General features: G+C 39.7%; 26 protein-coding genes. 7 read left to right on the top strand and 19 right to left on the bottom strand.

The features are described from left to right. Positions 1-14: 14 nt before the first annotated feature. Positions 15-812 (bottom strand): DUF4384 domain-containing protein, encoded by a 798-nt coding sequence (locus tag BSHG_RS15215; RefSeq protein ID WP_005813560.1) that lies wholly within the window; start codon positions 810-812, stop codon positions 15-17. Positions 813-837: 25 nt separating this feature from the next. Continuing rightward, positions 838-1,521: a hypothetical protein gene (locus BSHG_RS15220; RefSeq protein ID WP_008658284.1), complete on the bottom strand. Its 684-nt coding sequence runs from the start codon at positions 1,519-1,521 to the stop codon at positions 838-840. A 208-nt stretch (positions 1,522-1,729) separates the two neighbouring features. Here BSHG_RS15220 and BSHG_RS15225 point away from each other — a divergent pair, with 208 nt between their 5' ends. The 4 genes from BSHG_RS15225 to eis are packed head-to-tail and all read left to right on the top strand — an operon-like array spanning position 1,730 to position 4,761. Continuing rightward, complete coding sequence (locus tag BSHG_RS15225; RefSeq protein WP_005784314.1) at positions 1,730-2,068, top strand: CidA/LrgA family protein; 339 nt, start codon at positions 1,730-1,732, stop codon at positions 2,066-2,068. Beyond that, positions 2,065-2,760, top strand: a complete 696-nt coding sequence (locus BSHG_RS15230; RefSeq protein WP_005784312.1) for an LrgB family protein — start codon at positions 2,065-2,067, stop codon at positions 2,758-2,760. The genes BSHG_RS15225 and BSHG_RS15230 overlap by 4 nt, the downstream gene beginning before the upstream one ends. Positions 2,761-2,814: 54 nt before the next feature. Then, on the top strand, positions 2,815-3,732 hold the full coding sequence (locus tag BSHG_RS15235) for a DUF2156 domain-containing protein (RefSeq protein ID WP_005784309.1): 918 nt from the start codon (positions 2,815-2,817) through the stop codon (positions 3,730-3,732). A 9-nt stretch (positions 3,733-3,741) separates the two neighbouring features. Next, positions 3,742-4,761 carry an enhanced intracellular survival protein Eis gene (gene eis, locus BSHG_RS15240; RefSeq protein ID WP_008658278.1) on the top strand — a complete coding sequence of 340 codons (1,020 nt, stop codon included), beginning with the start codon at positions 3,742-3,744 and terminating at the stop codon, positions 4,759-4,761. A gap of 92 nt (positions 4,762-4,853) precedes the next feature. Here eis and BSHG_RS15245 read toward each other — a convergent pair whose 3' ends face one another. The 9 genes from BSHG_RS15245 to BSHG_RS23755 all read right to left on the bottom strand — a co-directional run bounded on the left by BSHG_RS15245 (position 4,854) and on the right by BSHG_RS23755 (position 13,968). Then, on the bottom strand, positions 4,854-6,767 hold the full coding sequence (locus BSHG_RS15245; protein WP_008658276.1) for a hypothetical protein: 1,914 nt from the start codon (positions 6,765-6,767) through the stop codon (positions 4,854-4,856). A gap of 41 nt (positions 6,768-6,808) precedes the next feature. Beyond that, on the bottom strand, positions 6,809-7,909 hold the full coding sequence (locus BSHG_RS15250) for a BF3164 family lipoprotein (RefSeq protein ID WP_008769298.1): 1,101 nt from the start codon (positions 7,907-7,909) through the stop codon (positions 6,809-6,811). Positions 7,910-8,110: 201 nt separating this feature from the next. Then, positions 8,111-9,187, bottom strand: a complete 1,077-nt coding sequence (locus tag BSHG_RS15255) for a BF3164 family lipoprotein (RefSeq protein WP_008658271.1) — start codon at positions 9,185-9,187, stop codon at positions 8,111-8,113. 198 nt (positions 9,188-9,385) lie between these two features. Further along, positions 9,386-10,489, bottom strand: a complete 1,104-nt coding sequence (locus tag BSHG_RS15260; RefSeq protein WP_008658270.1) for a 6-bladed beta-propeller — start codon at positions 10,487-10,489, stop codon at positions 9,386-9,388. 132 nt (positions 10,490-10,621) lie between these two features. Further along, positions 10,622-11,791: a 6-bladed beta-propeller gene (locus tag BSHG_RS15265; RefSeq protein WP_008658269.1), complete on the bottom strand. Its 1,170-nt coding sequence runs from the start codon at positions 11,789-11,791 to the stop codon at positions 10,622-10,624. Positions 11,792-11,911: 120 nt separating this feature from the next. Then, entirely contained in the window at positions 11,912-12,199 is a 288-nt protein-coding gene (locus BSHG_RS15270; protein WP_008658268.1) for an NVEALA domain-containing protein, read from the bottom strand. A 127-nt stretch (positions 12,200-12,326) separates the two neighbouring features. After that, the gene (locus BSHG_RS15275; RefSeq protein ID WP_008658267.1) at positions 12,327-13,214 is read right to left on the bottom strand and encodes a DUF1573 domain-containing protein; all 888 of its coding nucleotides are present in this window, start codon (positions 13,212-13,214) and stop codon (positions 12,327-12,329) included. Then, positions 13,214-13,441: an NVEALA domain-containing protein gene (locus BSHG_RS15280; protein ID WP_005779008.1), complete on the bottom strand. Its 228-nt coding sequence runs from the start codon at positions 13,439-13,441 to the stop codon at positions 13,214-13,216. The genes BSHG_RS15275 and BSHG_RS15280 overlap by 1 nt, the downstream gene beginning before the upstream one ends. Positions 13,442-13,593: 152 nt before the next feature. Continuing rightward, complete coding sequence (locus BSHG_RS23755) at positions 13,594-13,968, bottom strand: hypothetical protein (protein ID WP_050443366.1); 375 nt, start codon at positions 13,966-13,968, stop codon at positions 13,594-13,596. Positions 13,969-14,199: 231 nt separating this feature from the next. Between BSHG_RS23755 and BSHG_RS0220145 the strand changes: the two genes are divergently transcribed. Continuing rightward, the gene (locus tag BSHG_RS0220145) at positions 14,200-14,649 is read left to right on the top strand and encodes a transposase (protein WP_014298202.1); all 450 of its coding nucleotides are present in this window, start codon (positions 14,200-14,202) and stop codon (positions 14,647-14,649) included. 54 nt (positions 14,650-14,703) lie between these two features. Here BSHG_RS0220145 and BSHG_RS15285 read toward each other — a convergent pair whose 3' ends face one another. The 4 genes from BSHG_RS15285 to BSHG_RS15305 form a co-directional block, all read right to left on the bottom strand. Next, positions 14,704-15,762 (bottom strand): BF3164 family lipoprotein, encoded by a 1,059-nt coding sequence (locus BSHG_RS15285; protein WP_005801618.1) that lies wholly within the window; start codon positions 15,760-15,762, stop codon positions 14,704-14,706. Between the two features lie 229 nt (positions 15,763-15,991). Further along, a complete protein-coding gene (locus tag BSHG_RS15290) occupies positions 15,992-16,252 on the bottom strand; it encodes an NVEALA domain-containing protein (protein WP_005801619.1) in 261 nt (86 codons plus the stop codon). A gap of 450 nt (positions 16,253-16,702) precedes the next feature. Then, on the bottom strand, positions 16,703-16,930 hold the full coding sequence (locus tag BSHG_RS15300; protein ID WP_005779008.1) for an NVEALA domain-containing protein: 228 nt from the start codon (positions 16,928-16,930) through the stop codon (positions 16,703-16,705). Between the two features lie 65 nt (positions 16,931-16,995). Continuing rightward, positions 16,996-18,066, bottom strand: coding sequence for a hypothetical protein (locus BSHG_RS15305; protein WP_008658257.1), 1,071 nt, complete (start codon positions 18,064-18,066; stop codon positions 16,996-16,998). 596 nt (positions 18,067-18,662) lie between these two features. On the opposite strand from BSHG_RS15305, the gene BSHG_RS23415 reads away from it, so the two are divergent. Continuing rightward, positions 18,663-18,893 (top strand): hypothetical protein, encoded by a 231-nt coding sequence (locus tag BSHG_RS23415; RefSeq protein ID WP_011202010.1) that lies wholly within the window; start codon positions 18,663-18,665, stop codon positions 18,891-18,893. A 54-nt stretch (positions 18,894-18,947) separates the two neighbouring features. On the opposite strand, the gene cdaA is transcribed toward BSHG_RS23415, so the two are convergent. Together cdaA and folP are read right to left on the bottom strand one after the other, a co-directional pair. Then, a complete protein-coding gene (cdaA, locus tag BSHG_RS15310; RefSeq protein WP_005779023.1) occupies positions 18,948-19,712 on the bottom strand; it encodes a diadenylate cyclase CdaA in 765 nt (254 codons plus the stop codon). 34 nt (positions 19,713-19,746) lie between these two features. Next, positions 19,747-20,607: a dihydropteroate synthase gene (folP, locus tag BSHG_RS15315; protein WP_005813591.1), complete on the bottom strand. Its 861-nt coding sequence runs from the start codon at positions 20,605-20,607 to the stop codon at positions 19,747-19,749. A 111-nt stretch (positions 20,608-20,718) separates the two neighbouring features. Between folP and BSHG_RS15320 the strand changes: the two genes are divergently transcribed. Continuing rightward, positions 20,719-22,734 carry an ATP-binding protein gene (locus BSHG_RS15320; RefSeq protein ID WP_008658248.1) on the top strand — a complete coding sequence of 672 codons (2,016 nt, stop codon included), beginning with the start codon at positions 20,719-20,721 and terminating at the stop codon, positions 22,732-22,734. Between the two features lie 85 nt (positions 22,735-22,819). Here the strand turns inward: BSHG_RS15320 and glsA are convergent, their stop codons facing one another. Both glsA and BSHG_RS15330 read right to left on the bottom strand, forming a co-directional pair. Beyond that, the gene (glsA, locus tag BSHG_RS15325; protein WP_005784278.1) at positions 22,820-23,785 is read right to left on the bottom strand and encodes a glutaminase A; all 966 of its coding nucleotides are present in this window, start codon (positions 23,783-23,785) and stop codon (positions 22,820-22,822) included. 15 nt (positions 23,786-23,800) lie between these two features. Next, entirely contained in the window at positions 23,801-25,243 is a 1,443-nt protein-coding gene (locus BSHG_RS15330) for a glutamate decarboxylase (RefSeq protein WP_005784276.1), read from the bottom strand. Between the last annotated feature and the right edge of the window lie 29 nt (positions 25,244-25,272).

Genomic DNA, 25,272 nt, shown 5'->3' with positions numbered 1-25,272 from the left:
TGATTCGGGAATCACTATTTTATCAATACCATATCATAAAAAGCACAACGCTGAACCGCCGGGATAGAGTACACCCACTCCAATACATTCTGATAAGTGACTTCTTTGGTAAATGGGATATCTTCCTTGGTAGCCACCATCATCATATTTATCTTCTCGCTTTCCTTACCATGCTGCTTCTCCATACGATAGTCGACAGCATTACTAAAAGGGATCGCATATTCTTTACCGGCTTTCAACAATGTATTCGGTTCATAACTGTTAGGATAAAGCAGAGCCCCCCCATTACTGTCGAACCAGAAAAACTTCAAGTATGAATCCGTACCATGTATAGTCAGCTTACAGTGAAACACATCCCCTTCACGATAGAGTGTTTCCACTCCTTTCACCTCAAGGGCATACGAACTATCCGACTTGTCCTCTTTCCGAACCTCGGCGTCAATGGTCACTACCTTATACAGGCTACGGGTATCCGTGTCCCAAACCTCTTCAACTTTTTTATTAGTAACATTCACCATTCCCCCGATAGCCAGCACATTCATTTGCGAATAAGCTTCATGAAGCTCCTGGCCGTCTTCTTGGGTGATCTGGCCAAATACCGACCACACATTTTCCATCACACCCGCTTTCTGCAGAGCAGCTTTCTTCGCTTCCATGAAAGCCCTCTCTTCCGCCTGCTTCAATGTGATGTCATCGCTAACCTGCCAACGCCCCTGTACGCCTTTCACCTTCACGGGTTTCTGTGCATAAAGAGCGTTGGCGGCAGTCAGTAAAAGTATAGCTAAAATTCCTAATAGCCTGTTTACGTTCATTCAGTTTGCCTATTTATATTAAAACTTACTGAGCGAGTTTATCCAGTTCCTTAGCCAATTCCGGTGATTTTTTAGCCAATTCTTCGCTAAGTGCTTTGACAGCTACTTTGTTTGCAGCTTCCAAGCTATAACCGATGGTTACCATTACCTCTACATTTTTGTTAGGCAACGTTCTATATACTTCAACCAAAGGAATAGTACGTCCCAGCGTTCCACTGATAATACTCTTACCGGCAGCTACTGCGCTCGACAGACTGGCAGCTTCCTCCTGCCCCATATCGTCATTGGCTACTTTCGATTCGATCAACTGTGTAACCTTTGTCTGAACCTGTCCGGCAATATCAATTTTGGCCGTGTTGGTAGCCTGCATAGCTGCAGCCGACTGGTTTCCACCAATCACTCTTGATGTGGCAATATACCAGTATGGATTGCCATTCATATCAATTTCCATCTGTTTTTCCCATGAATTCTCCAGTTGTTTGTCCAACGGTAACTTTCCTACCGGAGTCTTGAATCCTTCTTTCGTCAATTCTTTCGCTTGTTTGCGTGCTTCTTTAATGGCTTTTTTCTGCAAATCTTTGTTGATTACTTTTTCATCTTTCTGAATAGCTTTATAAGCCTTACCTGTCGCTTTTTCTTGTGCAAGTGCATTTAAAGAAATCATCATTGCGAATGTCGCAAAAACACTGATTAACAAACTCTTTTTCATATCAATTCTGTTTTTAGTGGTTAATATTCGTTATGTATATTCGTTTTTCACTTTGCAAAAATATATAAAGTAATCCATTTCGTTTACTTTTTCTTTATTTTTTTGTAGTTCCCCACTGTTAAATAAGAATCTTCGTGCCTTATTAGTTGCTACCCTAACTCTATTTTTCATAACTTTGCAACGTTTTCAAAAATCAATAGGTAATAGTATGATACGTCAGTGTGCCATTTTATTTGGCTGTTTGGCTTTGGGTGAATTGATTGTTTATCTCACGGGGATTAAGCTCCCGTCCAGCATCATCGGGATGTTGCTGCTCACCCTCTTTTTGAAATTAGGTTGGATCAAATTGCATTGGGTGCAGGGAATGTCCGACTTTCTAGTTGCTAATCTTGGTTTTTTCTTTATTCCTCCGGGAGTAGCCCTGATGTTATATTTCGACATCATTGCGGCACAGTTCTGGCCGATTGTGATAGCTACTCTAGTCAGTACCCTTCTTGTGCTTGTCATCACCGGATGGGTCCATCAATTAACACGTAAACTCAAATGAATTATTTAGAAAATGAATTCTTCCTGCTGGCAATCACTTTCGGGATTTACTTCTTTGCCAAGCTTTTACAAAAAAAGACAGGAATACTCCTACTCAATCCCATCTTGTTGACTATTGCAGTCATCATCATTTTCCTTAAACTGACAAATATCTCCTTCGAAACTTACAATCAGGGCGGACACTTGATTGAATTCTGGCTAAAGCCCGCAGTCGTAGCTCTTGGAGTTCCTCTATACCTGCAACTCGAAACGATTAAGAAGCAGCTGCTTCCTATCATTCTGTCCCAATTGGCCGGCTGCATCGTAGGCGTTATTTCAGTCGTACTGATAGCTAAGCTTATGGGAGCCTCACAGGAAGTCATCCTGTCACTTGCTCCCAAATCAGTCACCACTCCGATTGCAATGGAGGTAACCAAGACATTGGGTGGAATCCCGTCTCTGACAGCAGCAGTAGTTGTTTGTGTGGGTTTACTGGGTGCAGTATTAGGTTTCAAAACGATGAAGATCATGCATGTAGGCAGCCCTATCGCGCAAGGACTTTCGATGGGTACGGCCGCTCATGCCGTCGGCACCTCAACAGCCATGGATATCAGCAGTAAATACGGTGCCTATGCAAGCCTCGGTTTAACCCTCAACGGTATTTTTACTGCATTGTTGACCCCAACTATTCTGCGATTATTAGGAATTCTCTAACAAAATAGCTTTATCTTTGTTATATATAAACAGTTAAAAGGAAATAACAACTTTATGATCGCATTCAGAGATATAACGATCCAAGACAAGGATACCATCACAGCCTACACGATGAATAGTTGCCGTCGCAACTGCGACCTCTCTTTTTCCAATTTATGCAGTTGGCGGTTCTTGTATCACACCAAGTTTGCCATTATCAATAACTTTCTGGTTTTCAAATTCTGGGCCGGCGATGAATTGGCCTATATGATGCCGGTTGGTGAAGGCAATCTTGAAGAAGTTCTGAACGAACTGATTGAAGATGCCCGACAGGAGGGTGAACCTTTCTGCATGTTGGGAGTCTGCTCATGTATGCGCGAAGATCTCGAGGCCATTATGCCCGGTCAGTTTGGCTTTACGGTTGACCGTGATTATGCCGATTATATTTATTTACGTAGTGATCTCGCAACACTGAAAGGAAAAAAATTCCAGTCCAAACGGAATCACATTAACAAATTCCGCAATACATATCCTGACTATGAGTATTCTCCGATCACCAAAGACCGAATACAGGAATGCCTGGAGTTAGAAGCCAAATGGTGCAAAGCCAATGACTGCGACCAACAGGAAGGGACCGGAAACGAGCGACGTGCCCTGATCTACGCTCTCAATCATTTCGAAGAGTTAGGACTGACGGGAGGTATCCTGCACGTCAATGGACAGATTGTAGCCTTCACTTTCGGCATGCCGATCAATAAAGAAACTTTCGGTGTACATGTAGAAAAAGCAGATACCAGCATCGATGGCGCTTATGCCATGATCAATTACGAATTTGCCAATCACATCCCCGAACAATATATTTACATCAACAGAGAAGAAGATTTAGGAATAGAAGGGTTACGCAAAGCCAAGCTTTCGTACCACCCGGAAACTATTTTGGAGAAATATATGGCTTGCCTGAAAGAGCAGCCTGTAGAAATGATAAAATGGTAGCATAATCCAATGATAAAGGAGCAGGTAAAATCATTATGGAAACTTTGTTTCGATGATAGCGAGGCATTCATCGAACTTTACTTCCGGCTTCGTTACAATAACGAAGTCAACTTAGCCATTCAAAGTGGCGAAGAAGTGATTGCTGCGCTCCAAATGCTCCCTTATCCAATGACATTCTGCAATAAAATAGTACCTACTTCGTATATCTCCGGTGCGTGTACGCATCCCGATTACCGTGCGAAAGGAGTGATGCGGGAGTTATTATCACAGAGTTTTGCCCGCATGCTCCGTAACGGTGTTCTGTTTAGTACATTGATTCCTGCCGAACCCTGGCTATTCGGTTATTACGCCAAAACAGGCTATATTCCCGCTTTCCGTATCTCCCACAAAGTCTTCTCACTTTCAGAGTTGACCATTGATCCGGAACCGGATACCATGATTGAAGAAACGACGGAATATCAAGAAGATTATTATCAATATCTGACCGGCAAGCTATCCGAACGTGCCTGTTGTTTACAACATACGCCTACAGATTTTAAAGTAGTCCTTGCCGATCTTGCCTTGACACAAAATACCGTTCTCATTGCCCGGAAGGATAATCGAGTAACGGGTATAGCTGTTGTCTATAAACACGATGATAGCTCGTATATCAACGAGTTGTTTGCTGACAATGAGGCTGTCCGGGCACAATTACTCTACCGGGCCGGACTAAGAAACGGCACTGAACGGATTATTCTTCAACTTCCCCCTGTAGAATCCCTGCCAAGTGTCCCATTAGGAATGGCACGCATCATTGATGCCCGGGCAGTTCTTCAACTCTATGCAGCAGGTTGTCCCGAAGTGGAAATGAATATCGAACTGACTGACGAACAGCTTTCGGTCAATAACGGTTATTACTATCTCTGCAAAGGAAAATGTATGACCAGTGAAGTCCGCTTGCCCGGAGTACATACCCGAATGACCATTGCCGAATTATCGGAAAAGATACTGGGTGAAATGCAGCCGTATATGAGCTTGATGATGAATTAGAGTTTTCCGTTTTTTCATTATAGATTACGCAAAACACTGACACACAAATATATACTTTTTCGGAAGAACAATTGTCTTAATCCGGTAAGTTGTTATAAATCAAATGCAAAATATTGTCTTCCATTTTTATAAATAAAGACCTGCTCTTCGCGTCCCTTTGTGCGATTCCTCAACCATAGCAGAGCATTTTGTGGCACCAGAAAATCAATTTCTCTTTCTGTAGCCACCTTGCTGCCTAACGACTTCCATCCATTTATTCCGTCCTGATAGAATAACTCATAATTATCCCCGGGCCAAATGTAATTATCATCGTTACGCGGAGAAAAAACAATTCTTTCGATCAGCGTACTTTCCCCCAAATCATAGGCCAGATAACAAGATGTATCACGTGCCTGAAAATAAGTCAGTATATTACCATCTGTAACATACTCTAATTTTGCAATCGGTTCTATACTGTTTATCCTCCCCAACCGAACCTTCTCCTTACATAATGAATCCTTAAACAGTGCCAGTTCCGCCAACTCCATTCTTTTCCCTATCGGAGCAACATAACGAACATATCTATACTTCTTTCTTAGAAGCGGAGTCAACACACAATAATTAGTGGTAAGCGTATCCTCAAATTGCCATAACAGATCCGCCTGCATAAATGACAAATCATCAGCTGCTTCAACTTTTGCCCCTATGATAGCTCGATAAGCCCATTCCGCAATCGTCTTTTGCTGAGGCATTTTCCGCTTTAATATAGCTTCCTCCATCAAATCGATATTGGGTTTCAACAAAACAAACCCACCCCCCGTTTTAGATATAAACGGATATCCTGCCGGATACAGTTTTCCTCCATCTCCCTGATAAAGAGTCTGATAAATCACATCGGGTTCTATATCCCGGAAAGTAACCTTACCAGCATTACCAAGTGCCATATCTATAGGAATCCATCCGCCGGGACTAAATATCCCTAAGTAGATATATTGCTCTCCAGACATTTGTATCGGTATTGTCGTATCATTACTTCCAAAATATTCAGATGTCACATCTTTCACAAATCGATTCTTAAGCACAGGAGATAATTGCCTGTTTCCCGAAGTTCCGGAGTTTTTATCCGCCTGCATACCGAAACAATAGCGATACACCTTCCCCTTTTTCCTTCCGTCATGCCGTAAGGTATCACGTGACGCTTCAAACTCATTAAATCCGAATTGAAGAAAAGTTCCCGTTGTGTCACGCAACATCGTCCAACAATGATAATGTTGATAATCGGGTGAATAAACAAAATAGTCGGTCGCAACAGGAATTCCACAAGCACGCATAGCATATATTGTCAGGTCGCATGCTTCACGACAATAACCAATCCGGTTATGATAAAGAAAAACAGCATTCAAGTGAGGTACCCGAAAATCAGTATTGTAGATGTAATACAGCTTTCTCAGTTTCCCGTCAATGATCTTAGAAGCTTCAATAACATCACTCCCCTTATAAAGAGAATCGAGTAGAGTTCCATAATCTTCATAATACAATTTACGCCAATCCGATAAAGGTTCATCGGCTATTCTGTAAGGTAATATCAGTTCGCAAAAATCATCGAACGGCAAATTTCTATTCCAAGGATATTTCCTCCAAACTTCAAAAGCCAGGTCTATATTATCTATCAAATATTCCGCTGTTATCACTTGGGCGTCATATATCTTGGAGAGAGAGTCAAAGGAAATTCTGTTCCATTTATTCTTCTCCCTTTTAGATATAGAACGTCCTTCACAAACCCCAACTAATAAATGGTGAATAGAATCAAGTTCATTTCCTTCATAAGAATACCATCCCGACATATTACGAATTAAAAAACGAGCTGCCTCCAATTTTTCCGGATCAGTTCTATAATGTTCTAATACCTTTTCAAGCTCCACGCGATTATCGCCGGCAAATTCCAAAGCATATTCCAACCGCCTATCTTTCTCCGATCGACAAGCTGCTAAGATTAAGGCTAACAGGATAAACAATACATATTTCATAGTTAAAACGGTTTTATTCTTCCCCATAACAAACCCAGTAGTCATTTTAACCTCAAAAGGCTAAGTATCGCAGTTTGCTCATTTATCTCCTGTTGCTGATAAGCGGACGGAAATGCATCATCCGGGAATTCATCTGTATAAACTGTCACAAATGTATTAGGGATATTAGATGAAACCGGACGTCCCATTTCCGAATATCCCGGAATATCCATCTTAGTCAAATTTCCTTGCTCTATCCGCCCATCCTTCTTAAAATAGACAGACCACATTCCCTTATTTGCTGAATTAAAAGACCAAAGAGAGAAAACAAGATTCTTTCCATCCACTGTAAAAAGACTGTATGTGCACTCCTCTTTCGTTTCGTACAATTCCCGGTCCGAGCAGTGCAAATCCGCCAACATAGGCAAATTGGACTTCTGCCTCATGGTTCTTACCACCGTATCATTCACAGCATCATATTGATAATAGCTTCCATCTACCGGATTATAGATTTTTATAGTTCCATCCTCTTGAGCACACAGCGTATTCCAATAGGAGTTCTTGCAAGGAGTCCCTTTTTCATATTCTAATAAGTTCTTCACTCTTCTCCCTTTCTGATCCAGAATCCAAAGCCCTTTACAGTTTTCAGACTGAGAAGGACGATGGCAGAGAAAACGGCCATCCGGCAACTCAACAACATCATTGAAAACAAGAGAATAAGGGAAGCTCAACGAATGAAGAAATTTTCCATCAAAACTGTAAGAATAAATCGTTCGTTTACCCATATCACAGACATAAACACAATCCTTTCCCACGAAAAAAGAATCCATCTCTCTATACTCTCCCGGTCCCTCACCCCGCTGGCCAATCGCATTCAAAAAAGTACCATTCTTGCTAAATCGGAATGCCATTTCTTGCTTTCTATCCGAAATGTAATAACAAGAATCTTTTGAAATTACATTATCGACCATACCCCAAAAATAAGGAGAAGGTAACTGCAGCCTGACAGACTCAATGGTGTCCACCAATACAGACATCGGCAGATATGGATTAGAAATAGACAGATCAACGGTCATTTCAAATCCCTTATCAACCTGTTTCCGACAAGATGAAACACAATATATAAACAATATTCCCACCACAATTAAACTGAAATTTTTCATAATATAAAAATTATAACCAGTAAATACCGCCATAACCAAACAAACAATTCTCTTTTTCCTCCTATTCTTTTTTTAACCGATAGCGATATAACGAATCTTTCACCACACATAAAACGACAAAAGAAGTACTTTTTTCACTATCTGTGAAAACAAATGGAAATATATCGGCAGGAAGACTAAATCCATATATGGTGTGAATCATTAATCTAGCGCATAACATATTATTTTCCATCCACTTGAACTATTTTTCACAGCAGCAAACAAACTCTGTTGGGTACTATCCACTGCAATATAATAAGCATCAGTATCTAACGAATATTTTTTAATCGGATTACCATCCCAGTCAAAAACCAATACGGTATCTGATTTTCGGTTATTTTCATACATTTTTTTATCAGAATACAAAGCATAAACATACTTAGAGGTAGCGCTAAGATCTATATAACCCGTCTGAGTATTTTCTGTTAGATCGACATAATAAATACCTTCTTCATTAACGGGTTTATTGATTGGATCTCCCAACCTCAACGATTTTATCAACTCAATTTTATTGTTTACTATTTCAAAAAAGTCTATGTTGGACGAGAAGTTAATTGAACCGGCAAATGTATGTTTCTCAGGGTTCATTACTAAATTTCCTTGATTAGAAAGATATCTGGTATATGTTTGAAAAGCGCTATCCGCAGCATTATACACATCCACACCGTAATCCAGCACACTGTCATTTTTGTTAAATAACAGATATTGGTAACGGGATTTATATGTCCCGGCACACAAAAAAGTCGTATCATCTATCGCTATAAGTTTTGAAATCTGTGCCTCCGGAATTTTATATTGCGCCAGACGTACCGGTGAACCATCCTTCTTGCGACTGTTGCGTAAAGAGTCAAGACTGTATTTCATCACAATGCGTGTTTGGTCATCAAAAACAGTGAAACCGCTTTCCGTTAAGTAGCCATAACAGGGTGAAGGCAGTTCAGCCGGCCCCTGTCCGATAGTCCCAAAACCAGCGATATATTCACCTGATTTTTTGTCAAACAGCGTATAGCAACATCCCGAGTGATAGTCATTAACTATGAGATTCTTTCCGTCACAACTTAATCCCTCTATTATTGCTATAGAATCTTCATTAACATAAAAGTCCTTCTTTGGAGACAGAGATTGGGATTCAGAAAACAATTCCAGGACTGTATGGGATTTCTCTTTTTCGCATCCCCCCAAGATACACATAGATAACAAGAGGAGTAGGGTGAAGCTTAAATACGGTCGTTTGATCATGGTTCAATACTGTTAAATATTTTCCATAAAAGGCTGTTGCAAAAGCCGGATAGTTTTTTTTTGTTTATTTAGCTAGAAATCATTATCTTACCATTGCAAAAAGATAAATCCTATAACAAGCGCCAAGATAGTATTTAAAGATTTAATCTCCAATCAAAATGTCCTTTTTTCTTTTCATAATTATTATTTCTAAGATATTTATTTTTTTACAGGATAATAAAATATCAATGGATTAGAATTCTCTATCAAATTCTTCAGTTCTAAAATCCTATCCAAACTCTCATTCACTTGTCCCGATCGCACTAACGACAAAAACAAAGATATAGTGTACATATCAAGACAGCCATACACTCCCTTCTCGTCATAAGTTATCAAATTAGGAATGATATGTACATCGTCCCCCTTCGTCCTGTACACCCAATCATCAACACACCCATTGAATATAGAACAAGAGTCCCGAGACGCACTCAATAAACCATAATAAGTTTGATAACCTTTCTGATACTTAAAAAGATAATCATTTTTCACATGAGCCAAAAATATCAAGCTATGTACCTTACCGGATTCTACTAAATACCGAAGAGTTTCTCCTTTATTCACATCTATTTTATCAAGTGTCTTTTTATCCATCCAAGCATCCGTTACAAATTTCAGCCAGATATCTTCCCGGTCACCCTGTAAACATAATATATCCTTTGAATACAAAGGAGAAAAGCATAATTCCTTTTCCAAAGGTAAACAGAAAGGAGAATGCCCTTGAATCTGCCTCCATCCTTCATTATTAACATTTACAGAAAAATATTTTCTTTCTGTTTGCCCACTCTTCAAATCAACTTTCCTCATCATGGCGTCTTCACCCGATTTTGAATGTATATCTGTGTATAAATCACCTTGATTATAGTGTATATAATGGCTTTGCCCTTCATCACAATTCAACGATAAAGAGCCGAAAAACTGACCGGATAAAGAATAACAATACACAATTTGCCTGGTAAAATCTAAGGCATAGACATTCCCTTCCTTATCAAGCGTAAAATCACACAGCAACGTATACTCTCCCGGACCACTCCCCTGACTTCCGATATTATACTTAAATTTTCCGCTTCGATCAAATACGTGGAGAGCATTCAATTCTTTATCTAAAATAAGAAGCAAAGAGTCCTTTGCCAACAATTTGTCAATGTTGCCAACAATGGTATCATCATCCAAAATAATAATTTCCGGTTTTTCAAAAAGACTTGAAAATCGAAGTTCCTTTTGTATAACGATAGAATCCAAACAGATAGCTTTGCCTCCCGCCATCCCTCCTTTGCTTATACAAGAGAATAGACAAAAGCTTATAATTAAAAATAACACCGTCTTCATAAACAGATAATTAGATTACAATCTAAAGATAAGCAATTGTACTAATATAAAAAAGTAATAAGATTTAAACTATTTGAGTTCATAAAACACTAGTACCGGATTATCAGATTCATGGATACTATCCCATTTTTTTAAATTCAGTTTCTCTACCATAGCAGGACCCAGACGATCAAGTTCTGCTTTGATCCAAGAGGCCTCAATCGCATTTAACAAAACTTCTCCTTCAACCCCGATAGCACCCCAAAAACCAAAGGAACTTTTATTTTCCAACTGACAGTTCTTTATATCTATAATCGACACTTCATCATTCGCTTTAGAATAAAATAAAGAATAAACATTCTCTTTATACACAAAATCTAAATGCAGCCATTTTTTTGTCTCTTGAAAATTATATAAAGCAACAACAGATTCATCCAAACTTTCTTTAGCATCAACAGACATTTTATCAGGAAAATTTATTGTCTGTTTACACGATTTATTTCCAAAATCAAAGAAATAACGTGTAGACAGATTATCCAAAGAATCAATCTGATAAATATTATAATCACCAAAAGTAGGATCAATCAAAATATGATTATCATACTTTGAGAACTTATAATAATTAGCGCCTGCCCCATGTTCTATTGGAAAATACCCTTTTTCAATCTTCATTGCCCCATCGGTCTTATACATCAGGCAACTTTCATCCTCTACCTTCCGAACCCCCGTAGTCCCTCCCCAAATATAATACCCAGCAATAGGAGAAGCTATAAAATACGACGGATTACAATATAAATTCTTATCAGAAAGATAATCAAATCTCATATCTCCTATAAATTCCCCTGTTAATGAATATCGAAGTATCTTTTTAAAGTCTAATACCTCTAATTCATTCTTGTTATTTATAAAAAAATCTCTTACCTCCAGATATTCTCCCGGGCCTCCTCCTCTCTTTCCTATTTGGCGTAAAAACGCTCCCTCTCTATCAAAAACTAATATACGTTGACGTGTATCATTTATAATGAATAGAGAATCACAAATCACCAAACGATCCATTCTCCCTATCAAGCATTCTTCCTTTGTCTCCAATGGAAGCAGCTTCACGCTTGAAAATAAATTCTCAGAACATACACTCACCGTATAATCTTCCGGAACATTTATTATTCTAGTAGACTCATTCGCATAAGGGTCAACCTTCTTTTGTTCCACACAAGAACTAAAAAATAGTAATACAAAAAAAATAAAGATAAAAGATCTCATTATTTAGCCAATTTATTAATAATTCATTAATCAGAAACTCCATATCCAATATCCTCCTATTACAAAAATCTGCAATAGGAGGTTTTTATCTTTTTGATTTTATCTCCAATTATCGAATAATCACCAACAATATCCGGAAGTACAAATTGTGTTATAACAACTACCAGTACCATACTGACAGTAGAAAAAGACACCATGTCCACCAACCATATTAATACAATAAGCACATGTTGTATCTAAGTTCTCTTTAACCCAATCGTCCCCTTCTGGAGTAGCTAATGCTTCTACATTGGCCATTGCTATATCGGATAATAATTTTGTACTCTGTGCTTTATACACATTATATCCAATAAAAGACACTGCTATCACTGCTATGAACGCAATCATTACTTTAACTTTCGTTCTCATTTTATTTCTTATTTTATTTGATTATCATTTTATTTATTCCGCTTATCATTTCCACGGAAAAGCAATCCAATTGCCTTCTAAATCAAACTTTTTCCATAGGCTAACATTCTATTTTTAAGGTTAACTATTAGTATTCTTCATCGATCGCATTACCCCGAATCTTCAAACGTATTGGAGAGGTGGGAGTATTACAATATACAGTAATGGTCTTCTCAAAATGTTCGGGATGTTCTGCACGGTAAGTAACCTGAATATCGGCAGACTTCCCTGAAGGTACAGGCTCCTTACTGTAAGTGACGGATGTACAGCCACACGAAGCATTTATGTCCTCGATAATCAGAAGATGATCGCCAAGATTCCGCAAACTAAAAGTAGCGGTCTGGGGAATTTTCCAATCAAAATCGCCCATTTCATCGAGTTTTTTATCCAAAACCACTTTTGTTTGGGAAGAGGTAGCGACTCCGGTTTGCTGTCCGGCAATAATTTGCAAATAAAGGTCACACACCTTTTTATTATGGACAGGATTACCAATCGCAAGCACCTTGTTCTGACTGTCCAAAAGGAAAGTTTGAAAGTTCACATCCGAAGGGAAATGATTCAAAGCGTCAAAATCACCCTTTTCATCGATAAAAACCGGATAAAGGAATCGATCTCTCTTCAATAGAAAAGAGATTTCTTTTTTGTTTTTCGGATGGAAAACAAAGAGAAAAGAAACTTTCCCAGCGGCTACAGTGTCGACCATAGAAATTAGACGTTTCCATGTAGGAAGTTGCAATTTACAACTGGTACAGCCCACCGAATCCACGTAAGTCATTATAGTATATTCATTTTGAGGAAACGAATAACCGGCACTGTCCTTTCCTAAAACACTGAATGTCATACCAGCGGGATAGACAATCGTTCTACCCTCCCATTCGTGAATCAAACGGGATATTTGCTGTTCTTTGGTCTCTTTACATGAGCAAAGTGCCATCAGAAAGCATAAATAGCCGATAAGTTTAATAGGCCGTCCCATTATTCTTCACGGTATACTACCTCAACTTTCAGATATGTGAACGGACAGTCCACAGATCCGTCACCGAAACAGGCTATTTCTCCATCCGGGAACGACTCTCCTGTAGCCAAAGCCTCCACATTTTGTAATAGTAAACCGGCTTCTTGCACCTTTCCTTCTTTTCTCACAGAAACAAGACCTATTAGCAATAGCCCGATAAGTCCAATAGTAATTTTTGCGTTTTTCATACTCTATGTTTTTATTGCAAAGGTATGGCTTATCCCGCCCACCGCCAGTGAGAAAGACTGATTTCTCACTGATTTCTTACTATTTTCTGAACTAAAGTGGAGTTGATAGCCTCCATTTACCAAGGTAACGCTAAGATTAGCCCCCATTTTCCTTAAACAACCAAAGAGGCATCCTCTTCACTATCTATGAGAATAAATGGAAATGTATCGGCAGAAAGACTAACCAAATGTTCACAATCAGGTAATTTATATCTGTCATCAACTATAACCAGTAGCGAGTCTGAGCCTTCAACAGGGTTACTTGATAATTCCACATCATCAAGCTTCTTCACAAACCGAAAGTATTTATACCCCTCATGCTTTCTATATACCGAATCAATTTTAGCCGATCGAAAATAAATTTCTTTAGAAGCAGCAAGACTTTTACTCACCACTTCCGTCATTAACACCCGAACTGCATCTGAATAAAAAAACAGATAACAAACGACTATCGCGACAGCAGATAAAGAAAAAAATATGACAAATATTTCTAGTCACAATTATTGTTTTTAAGATATTTAGAAGCCGTTTTGAATTATAAAAGACCAATATAACATATTATTTATCAGCAGGTTAATTAAATATCACTTCTTAACTTTATAGCTACCAAAACATAAGTTATGAGTAATTATCCAACCAACCTAACTGATAAACAGTGGTAAGTTATAAAAAATATAGTAGAAACCAAAGAAAGGAAACGGAAACATCCTTTACGTAAAATGACAAATGCTATGCTGTACCTTACTAAGACCGCCTGTCAGTGGCAAATGCTTCTCAAGGAATTTGGCCCTTGGCAAACCATTTACTTCTATTTCCGTAAATGGAAGTTGGAAAGAGTCTTTGAGGAGTTGATGCACCATCTCCGAGAATCGGTCCGAAAAGCTTTTGGCAAAGCTATCAGCCCCATAGATTTCAGAACTATAAGAACTTCTCATCACATTGATACGCTTGGCATAATTCCGGTGGTAGTTATTCACACTGCAAACATACTCAGGCCTGATGCCGCCAAAAAGTTCACAGTACCATCCAAAAGATGGATTGTGGACAGAACTTTTTCATGGTTCGAAAGTTTTAGAAGGCTCAGTAAAGACAACGAAGTACTTCCAGAAACTTCACAAACCATGATATACCTAACAATGATACAAATGATGCTTAACAGGACCAAATGATAAATTCGAATATAGGGACTTAGTCGTAGCGAAATGCCCCACTCTCTTCTGAAATTATGGAATGTTATCGAACGATACTAAAGTAGGTTCAGGCATATTACCCAATCCTATTATTTTATGCAACTTCGTGCATAAAGCTATCCGGTATATTCTTTTATCTAATAATAATTTTGCAATAGGCAATCCTTTATAGTCGAAAATTAATATTTTGTTTGCCATTGATTTATGTGGGTCTTTAAAATCATAATCACTTAATAGCTGGTCTAAATATAATACATAAATATACTTGTCATCCATTGCTAAATCTAATACTTGTCCAAAACTTCTTTCTTTACTAAACAGAAGGTCGCTGTTTTTACATTCATAAAAAGATTTATCAAAATAGAAGCTCCAATCTTTTATCATGACATCGTTTTCCAAATGGTATTTTGCAAGGTATGGTAATTTGTTAGGAGTAAATACCATATTGCCCTCATAAGCAGATAAACACCCCTTTAAATTCATTCGTGACGACTGCATAGACAATTCTCCCTCAATAGGAGAATTTCCAAATCTTTGTAATGGTTGTAAATTACTATCTAACAGCGAAAAGAAACTTCCGTCTTTTCCGCATAATAGCGAAACAAAATGTTTGTCATCCAACTTCACAAAGTTATAATCCGCCGGATTTAGTTCACCTTTCTTACGCTTATAAGGTACTCTATTTCTTGATAACTCTTTAACAACCACACCATCTTTACTATCATTCAAAGACATTACAGCCAAAGTTTGCGTATTGATATCATTCAAACCAAATGTGTTTTCATGAGCGTATGTAATCATCGGTTGAAGAAATTCGCCCGGACCATTTCCTAAAGATCCATAAGCATATATTTTTTTCATTCCTGAAGGTATCGAATATACATTGCAAAAGTCCTTTTGGGCGATATGGGTCATTACTAAAAAAGTATCAACACAACCAATCCATCCCATATTAATCAATAATTCTGTATCTGATTGTTCACATTTTACTTCTATTACCTTATCGAATGTTGAGATATTCGTATTATCCCTCAAATTACAGCTCGACAATAAGCATGAAAAAATTACTATAAAAAAAAACTGTTTCTGCATAGGTTTACATACTATTAAACGACGTGTGGAAAAATTATAGACATTTGTGCCAAAACAATTATAACTAAAATACTTTCCATACGATTAATGATGGAATTAAATAATGAGTCCCCTTTAAAAAGTACACTTTTCTACTTTCCCCTTTACAGATATATCTGAAAAGTATTAATCATAGACAAAATGACTCTTCAGAGTGGACTCAACAATCAATTTTTAAGAGAATTTACCATTATATCCAACCTGGTTTTTTGGTATGGCCTAACAAAATATCTTCTCCGTAATCACCGTCAGGGTATATTACTATCATTGAACATAAGTCAGAAGCAGTCTCACAATCTTCTCTATCAACAGATTCTCCACTTGCCAACGCCTCAATGTTAGCTATTGTCAAATCTGGAAGCTCTGCTTCTTGTTTGTTTTGTTGGTAATTAAAACCTGCCGCTACGGCTATTGCGACAAATGCGATAAAGCCGAAAATTTTAATTCTCATTTTGTTCTAAAATTTATTAGTTAATACTTTGCCAGTTCCTTCAAAGGAGGACGGTCAATGACACTCATTCCTTATTAAGGTGGAATCAAAAACCTTTTCCTGTTTTGATAAAATTTGCTACTTTTGCACACATCATCTCCTTTCGTATTGGTTGATAATGATGGGGTATAAGGAGCTTCATTAACAAAGGTTGCAAGTCTGTGTATGTGTATTGAAGCTTCCTTTTCTCCCTTTGAAATATGCAAGTCATTATGGTATATTCATTTTGAGGAAACGAATAGTCGGCACTGTCCTTTCCCAAAACACTGAATGTTATATCAGCGGGATAGACAATCGTTCTACCCTCCCATTTGTGAATCAAACGGGATATTTGCTGCTCTTTGGTCTCTTTACATGAGCAAAGTGCCATCAGAAAGCATAAATAGCCGATAAGTTTAATGGGACGGCCCATTATTCTTCACGGTATACTACTTCAACTTTCAGATATGTGAACGGACAGTCCACAGATCCGTCACCGAAACAGGCTATTTCTCCATCCGGGAACGACTCTCCTGTAGCCAAAGCCTCCACATTTTGTAATAGTAAACCGGCTTCTTGCACCTTTCCTTCTTTTCTCACAGAAACAAGACCTATTAGCAATAGCCCGATAAGTCCAATAGTAATTTTTGCGTTTTTCATACTCTATGTTTTTATTGCAAAGGTATGGCTTATCCCGCCCACCGCCAGTGAGAAAGACTGATTTCTCACTGATTTTTCACTGATTTCTTACTATTTTCTAAACTAAAGTGGAGTTGATAGCCTCCATTTACCAAGGTAACGCTAAGATTAGCCCCTATTTTCCTTAAATCGGTACGTAAATCAGTTATCAGTCGGTTCCTGCGTTCCATAAAAGAATCGACATTATCCAATTCTTTCCAGAATAGTTTTTTCAGATCTTCATTCAACAACAAATGGCCGGGTGCTTTAAGAAATGCCAACAATACCTCAGCAACTTGTTTTCGGAGTATACAAGTCTGATCATGATAAGTGATACTCCTCTGCAGATAATCAAATGTAAGTCCATCGACCTCCCAAACAAATTCACCTTTTTGTTGAGCAAGTGGTTGCGACGATTCAACATGATTATCTTCTATTCTGGACCCGGATAAAATTCGAACAAGAAAGAGACGAACACTCGGAATATAAAACAAACAAAAGATCAGCGAGAAAAGGACATAACTCCAAGTACGAATATTATTCCAATGCGCTTTTAAAATAACGTCCACCCAAAAAGGTCTTATAAAAGCATCCATTTTTATGCAATAACCGACTCCTGTACTATAGGCTAATAAAAAACAATCAGGTTCATTTAACCCACTCGACACTGATATCCGCTCTCCATCCTTTAGAGAATTTATTAGTTTTATTCCGGTCTTAGCACGGATGCCATCCATACGAAGCTTCAACTGCCATTTCTGATTCAGAGAATCTACATGAATAGGGTTTCGTTCTATCAGGAAAGATTGCTTGGCTTTCTGTATAAAAGATGTATCCGCATAAACAGTATCAATGGCAAATTGACATACATTACAAGTCCCACTTTTATCTGTAAGGGTTACTTTCTTATGCTTTGTTTGTTTCTTTCCGGTAGCGTACGCATGATTGGGATTCAATTTTCGGAATCTATATTCCAGATCTTCATCAATTGTCCGCAACAAGAGTTTTTGTGCACTTGCATTTACAACAGGCAGGCCCATACGATAAAGATAGGATCCCAAAGTAATTGTAATCCCTACCCAAAGTAAAGCCAATAAGATACTATAGATAAATTTCATTGTTCATCATTTTCTTCTGCAAAGAAAATCAAAAAAAGAGTTGGTAACAAATAAAATATTATTTTTCTACCGCCAGTTTCATCTATAAATCTTATCAATAACAGTCTGGTATTATCCAACTGGGGCACATGCAAATATACTATTGGTTCATTGCTCTTCACACAATTTCCTAAAGCCCTTATTCCCTGCGCAAATAAAGAAGAAAACAACTTGATTCCCCCCCATATCACAAACCTTTATGAACAAGATAATTACCATTTTTCATACGATCTCTACTCCGCCCCGCATACCGGGGCTCATTGGCCCACATACTCGGGCTATTGGGCACAGACATGCGGGCCCGAATAAGATTCAGACCATTTTCACTAAAGTAAGTTTTCTTTTACTCATGGAATCTAATTCAGTTTTCGGAAGTGTAAGCCCTCGTTTATAGTTGACAAAAAAGCAAGTATCCCGGCTTTCGCCCGAAGAGTCCATCCGTGAGGTGAAGAAGCTAATCTTAGACTAAACCATCTGAAAATCAACATCTTTAAGAAGTAAGATTTTTGTTCTCAAAAGCTTTGTTTTAACATAGAGTTAAAGCTTGTTCTTTGGATGTGAATAAGAAGTTCTTTAAATGCAAAAGACTTGTTATTTGCGCACAAGAACCTGACAACCTGCAAAAGACGTTAACAATGTTAATTGAAGAAAGGTGTAAGAATGAAGATACCGGTTCAGACAGCGTAAATTCACTTCCGGAACTTGAGCTATCTTATTCAGCCGGTATCTGTTTTTTCTTATTAAAGCAGGCAAAAAGGACAATTATCAACTTGAAAATAAAGAAATAAAGAATTTACCAGCAAATTTGAAGAAGAACCATTTTTTGTATGAGAGCGTGATATTTAGCTTTCCTTTGTCAGCAGGCTTTCCAGTTCTTCGGCACTCTGCCGCAAATAGAACTGACCGCGCCATGCCACAGAGATGGCTCCGGTTTCTTCGGAAACAATGATGGCCAAAGCGTCCGAAACCTGCGATATACCCATTGCCGCCCGGTGGCGAAGTCCCAATTCTTTGGGTATGTCCAGGTTGTGGGATACCGGAAGAATACATCCGGCCGCTTTAATACGTTTTTTACTGATTACCATTGCGCCATCATGCAAAGGGCTGTTTTTAAAGAAAATGTTCTCAATCAGCCGCTGGTTAATATTGGCATCGATAATTTCACCGGTACGAATGACATCGTCAAGCGGTACATTACGCTCCATAACAATCAAAGCTCCTACTTTCTGCTTTCCCATACTGATGCAAGCCATCACAATCGGCATGATATCATCATGCTGGAGTTTTTCTTTTTTGTTGCCGGTAAGGAAGCGTACCAAGGCACTGGCGTGCTGGTGCGAACCCAGAGTCAGCAAAAAGCGCCTGATTTCATCCTGAAACAGAACAATCAGCGCCAAGACTCCCACACTCACCAATTTGTCGAAAATGGAGCCCAGGAGCTTCATCTCGAGCACCTGCGATACAACCAGCCAAATAAGGATAAACACCAGGATACCGGTGAACACATTAATAGATCCGGAGGCTTTCATCAGCTTATAAGTGTAATAAAGCAGGAAAGCCACTAACAGGATATCAATAAAATCTTTTATGCCAAATTCAAAAAACACGGGACTAAAGTATTAAGGGTTAAGTATACGGGTATCAGGAACAAGCCGATACACTTTTTAATTTCTCTATCAGCCGAACCGACTCGACAGCTTCACGCACATCATGTACACGGAGAATATCGGCACCTTTCATCAAAGCTACCGTATCGAGTACTGTTGTCCCGTTGAGTGCTTCCTGCGGTGTGGTTCCAAACAAACGATAAATCATCGACTTGCGGGAAACTCCCACCAACAAGGGAAGTTCGAAAATGCCGAACTCTTCCAGATGCGCCATCAGTTCGTAGTTATGCTCCAACGTTTTGCCGAAGCCGAAACCGGGATCGAGAATAATGTCTTTCACTCCCAAGTCACGCAATTGCTGTACTTTTCGGGCAAAATAGATGAAGACCTCTTTCAGCAAATTTTCATAATGGGGCTCCTTTTGCATGTTTTGAGGAGTACCTTGCATGTGCATCATAATGTAAGGTACATTCAGGCGAGCCACCGTCGGAAACATCTGTTCGTCCATCTCACCCGCCGAAATGTCATTGATAATAGCTACTCCGTACTCCTTCACGCATTCCTCAGCCACTCCGGCACGGAATGTGTCAACTGAAATGATAGCACCCGGATGATTCCGGTTCAATATTTCCAGACCGGTACGCAAACGCCGCATTTCTTCTTCGGGCGAGATGTGTTCGGCATTCGAACGTGACGAATAAGCTCCTATATCAATCATAGAGGCCCCTTCATCAAGTATCTGACGGGCACGTGCAGCAATATCGGCTTCTGTCCGGCTTCGGCTACCTGCATAAAAAGAATCGGGTGTAACATTGAGTATACCCATAACCTGCGGAATGGAAAGATCAAGTAAACGGCCGTTCACATTCAGGCTTTTGAAAATCGTTGAATCCATTTTCTGTTATTACGGTTGATTGACGCAAAGATAAAGAAAAATAAATGTCCTAATGCTATCAGCACACTAAAAATAAAGTTATCTTTGCAGCTATCAAGACTACTCAAAAATATGTCCTCCAAACCGTACCGTCACTTCATAGCACTCCTGCTGGTTTTGTTTTGTTCGCGATTCGAAGCCCAAGCCGAAGACCTGTTCGCTAAAACGGACAGTACTCTTCAACAATACTTGATCAGATGTAAGGCACAAATCAAAGATCCGGACTTTCTGCAAACAAATGATACTCTTACGCGCATGGCTCAAGAAAAAAATGACAAACGGATGCAGGTGATTGCCGTGGCCCTGAAACTGGATTATTACTACTATCCAAACAATCCGGACAGTATCCTTGTCATGGTAGAGCGCGTGAAGAAAATCAGCCGAAGGAATAATGAACTGAAATATTTCTACTTTGCATGGGGAAGCCGATTGATTATCTATTATATCAAACAACACCAAACCAACACTGCCATTTACGAAGCCCGGAAAATGCTTCAGTCAGCGGAGGCTGATAATTTCATTCCCGGAATCGTACAATGTTACCGTACATTGGGGACGGTCTACATGACTCAATCGAATCCTAAACTGGCTTATGAAAACTTCCGGAAACAAATAGCCTTGATTGAAGAAAATGAAATAGAAGATATCAATCTGCCCACTCAATATGCTTCACTCGCCCAATGCGCTCTTGAAATGCACCGCCCCGACGAAGCGCTGAAAGCACTGGAAAAAGGATCGAAATGTACCCGGAGTGCATATCAGATATTCACTGTACAGAAAGCCTATATTCTATATTATCTGGAAACAAAAGAATACGAAAAAGCCCGGAAAATACTTGTGGAGTTGGAGCAATTGTTCGAAAAAGATAAATCACTCGCACTCTATAAAAGCGGATTATTCTATATACAAATAGAATACTACCGGAACACCGGACAGTACCGGAAAGCACTTGACGTGATAGAAGAGATCAAGAATGATTCATCGAGCATTAACAAATACCTGGACTATACACTCACCCAGAAACAAGGCGACATCTATTGGGAAATGAACCAGAAGGCCCGGGCTGCCCAATATTATCGGGATTATATCCTGGCAACAGACTCCATCCGAAGCCAGGAAATACAAAACTCAACCAACGAGTTCTATACCATTATGGAAGTAGAACAGCTACACAAAGAAAAAAATGAACTACTGCTGCACATGCAGGAAGAAAAATTGCAGAAAATCAATATCGCACTTGTCTCACTGGTCATTATTCTGGTGGCAGGAACGATGTTACTTTTCCACATCTCAAAGTTGAATAAAAAACTGAAGAGATCGGAAGCCAAAGTGATACAGCAGAACAAAGAATTGGTAGAAAACGGAGAAGAATTACGCAAAGCCAAAGAACAGGCGGAAAACGCAAGCCGGATGAAAACAACTTTTATCCAGAGTATGTCACACGAAATTCGCACTCCTCTTAATTCAATCGTCGGATTCTCTCAGGTACTGAGCAACTATTTCAAAGAAGAAGATAATGATGAAATCAAAGAGTTCGCCTCGATCATCGAAATCAGCAGCAGCAATTTACTGCGGCTGATCAATGACGTACTCGACATCTCTTACCTAGACCAGTCGGAAATATTGCCCTACGATAAGCCCGAAGACATCAACAATTGTTGCCTGCTCAGCATCGAACGAACCCGGAACAGTATAAAGAAAGAGGTATCACTCCGTTTCGAACCGTCATGCGGACCACTTATGATATTGACCAACCCGGAAAGGGTAGCGCAGATACTGACCCACTTGCTACACAACGCAATTAAATTCACTGACAAGGGGAATATCACGCTGGCTTACACCATCTCTCCCACAGAAAAACAGATTGTATATACCGTAACCGATACAGGGAAAGGTATCCCAGTGGAGCAACAAGAGTATGTATTCGAACGTTTTGCCAAACTGAACGATTTTTCGCAAGGAACAGGGTTAGGGCTTCCCATCTGTCGGATTATTGCCGAAAAGCTAGGGGGGAGCCTCATCATAGATAAGACTTATACCAAGGGATGCTGCTTCATACTTACATTGCCGCTGATAAAAGCAGACTGATAATACCCCAAAAAGGTTGCCCCTCAGGCGGAAACCGCCCTCGGAGCAACCTAAACAAAAAAACGGTAAAGCGTTACCGCTACTTCTAATCGACGATGGTCACTCTCGCACCATTGAATACATTCAATCCCAATTTGTTCATGATGTACTTAATGGCCAACTGTGCTTTCACCGAGTTGCCCGAGCCATCCAAAGGAGGAGCAAAGGCAGATACACCGAATACACCCGGCAATACTCCCATCACACCACCACCTACACCGGTCTTGGCAGGAATACCTGAAGTATACATCCAGTCGCCCGAATGTTCGTAGAAGCCTACGGTAGCAATCATAGATGTGATTTTAGGAGTCAGTTCGGCATCGAACACCTGCTTTTTAGTCACAGGATTCACACCGCCATTGGCAACCGTACCGGCAGCCACCGACAACATCTGTGCAGTTACCCCCAAAGAGCACTGGCGAGTATAAAGGTCCAGTGACATATTGGGATCGTCATAGATACGATTATAGTTCTTCAGTAACCAGGCAATAGAACGGTTATTGAAATTGGTAGCTGTCTCCGACTTATAGAGTTCTTCGATCAACTGTGGAGCAGAACCGCAAAGATCGGTAATGTTCTGTACGATAGCGTCCCATTTCTTATCTGAATTACCAATCGGAGTCACCATGGAACAAGCCGAGATGGCTCCGGCATTTACCAACGGAGTAGACGGATGGTCATTCTCCAACAAGATGGCAATGATAGAGTTAAAAGGAAGTCCGGTAGCATCCGCACCGATCATCTCAAGCACTTTCTGTGCCCCGTATTGGCGGAGAATCAGAATGGCTGTATGCACTTTAGATACGGATTCAATACCGAAACGATAATCAAAGTCACCCACGGTAATGGTCTGACCGTTCAGCAGGCAGACACTGATACCAAAAAGGTTTTTGTCTATATTGGCCAGATAAGGAATATAATCGGCATTCTTACCGCCTGTATTACCCTTTACCTGTTCGTAGGCCTGCTGCACAACCTCTTTTATTTGGGAAATAGATATTTTTTTGTCCATACTAATTCATATTATTTATTTCTTGGCAGCTTGTGGTTTACCGGTATGGTTAAATACTTTGGCTTCTACCGGCAGATTCTTCTCCTGGGCAATACGAGTGGATGTCGGGTATTCCAGTTTTTCCAGTTCGGCAATAGCATTCTTAATGTCGCCCAGCAACATGTCGGCCATATCACGACTGAATCCCTGACGGACAACGACACGCATAACCACATAATCTTGCAGTTTGGCAGGCAATGTATATGCCGGAACCATCCAGCCATGCTGAGCCAGCTTATCCTGCAAATCGTAAAGAGTCCATTTGGCGTTCTTTGCATATTCCGGCTTCATGTACCAAATGAACAACGGGTTTACTACATCTTCCGAGTAGTTGACGAACGGAGTCATCTTAGCAATCTGGCTGTGGATGTATTTGGCAATCTGCAAAGAGTTGTATTGTACTTCCTTGTATCCTTGGAATCCTAAACGAATAAATTGATAATATTGTCCCAAAATCTGAGCTGCAGGACGAGAGAAGTTCAAACCTACCTGAGTAATGTTAGCTCCTAAGTAGTTTACGCTGAAAGCCATTTCTTCGGGCAGATATTCTTTGCCTTTCCAGACAACCCAACCCAAACCCGGATATACGAGACCGAACTTATGGCCGGATACACTGATGGAAAGAACCCATTTCAGACGGAAGTCCCATTTGGTATCAGGATACAGGAACGGCAGGATGAAACCACCGCTGGCAGCGTCTACGTGAATAGGAATATCATAACCGGTTTTAGCGTTATACGCATCGAGGGCTTTGTCAAGGGCTTCAACATCATCGTTCAGACCGGTCCATGTAACCCCTTGGATTGGAACTACACAGATTGTATTTTCATCACACATCTTCAGGGCTTCTTCCGGGTCAAGTGTGGTCTTGTCCAGCGTCAAAGGCACCTGACGCATCTCAATCTGCCACAACTGAGCAAATTTTTCCCAAACAACCTGGAAACCGGTTGAAATGACAAAGTTAGGTTTATCAAATGGTTTACCCTGGGCCTGACGTTTTTTGCGCCAACGCAACCAGGCAGCTACACCACCCAACATACAAGCTTCTGAAGAACCGATAGCCAATGCACCGGTTTTCCAGGTATCTTTTTCCGGAGAGTTCCACAAATTAGCAACGATATTGATACATTTACCGTTCATCACAGCAATGCGAGGATATTCTGTCTCATCAATGTAGTTGATATTGATAGCTTCGTTCATCAGCTTCGTTGCATAATCATCCATATAAGTAGTCACGAATGTAGCAAGATTCAGACGGGGCTGAGTTTGAGCAAAAGTTTCGTCCTTCACCATCTGATAGGCGATTTCCGGAGTAGTAGGACCATCAGGTATTTTCTCTACCGGAGAGGGTTGTAACATTCTGTTTGAACCAAATGCTTCTGTTTTAGCATCACCTTTTCTGAAATTTAAATCTTCCATAATTACTCTTATTTTTAATTAGGTTTAGG

It is taken from the genome of Bacteroides sp. 3_2_5 (assembly GCF_000159855.2).
Classification (GTDB): domain Bacteria; phylum Bacteroidota; class Bacteroidia; order Bacteroidales; family Bacteroidaceae; genus Bacteroides; species Bacteroides fragilis.
This window is presented reverse-complemented; position numbering and strand designations above follow the sequence as displayed.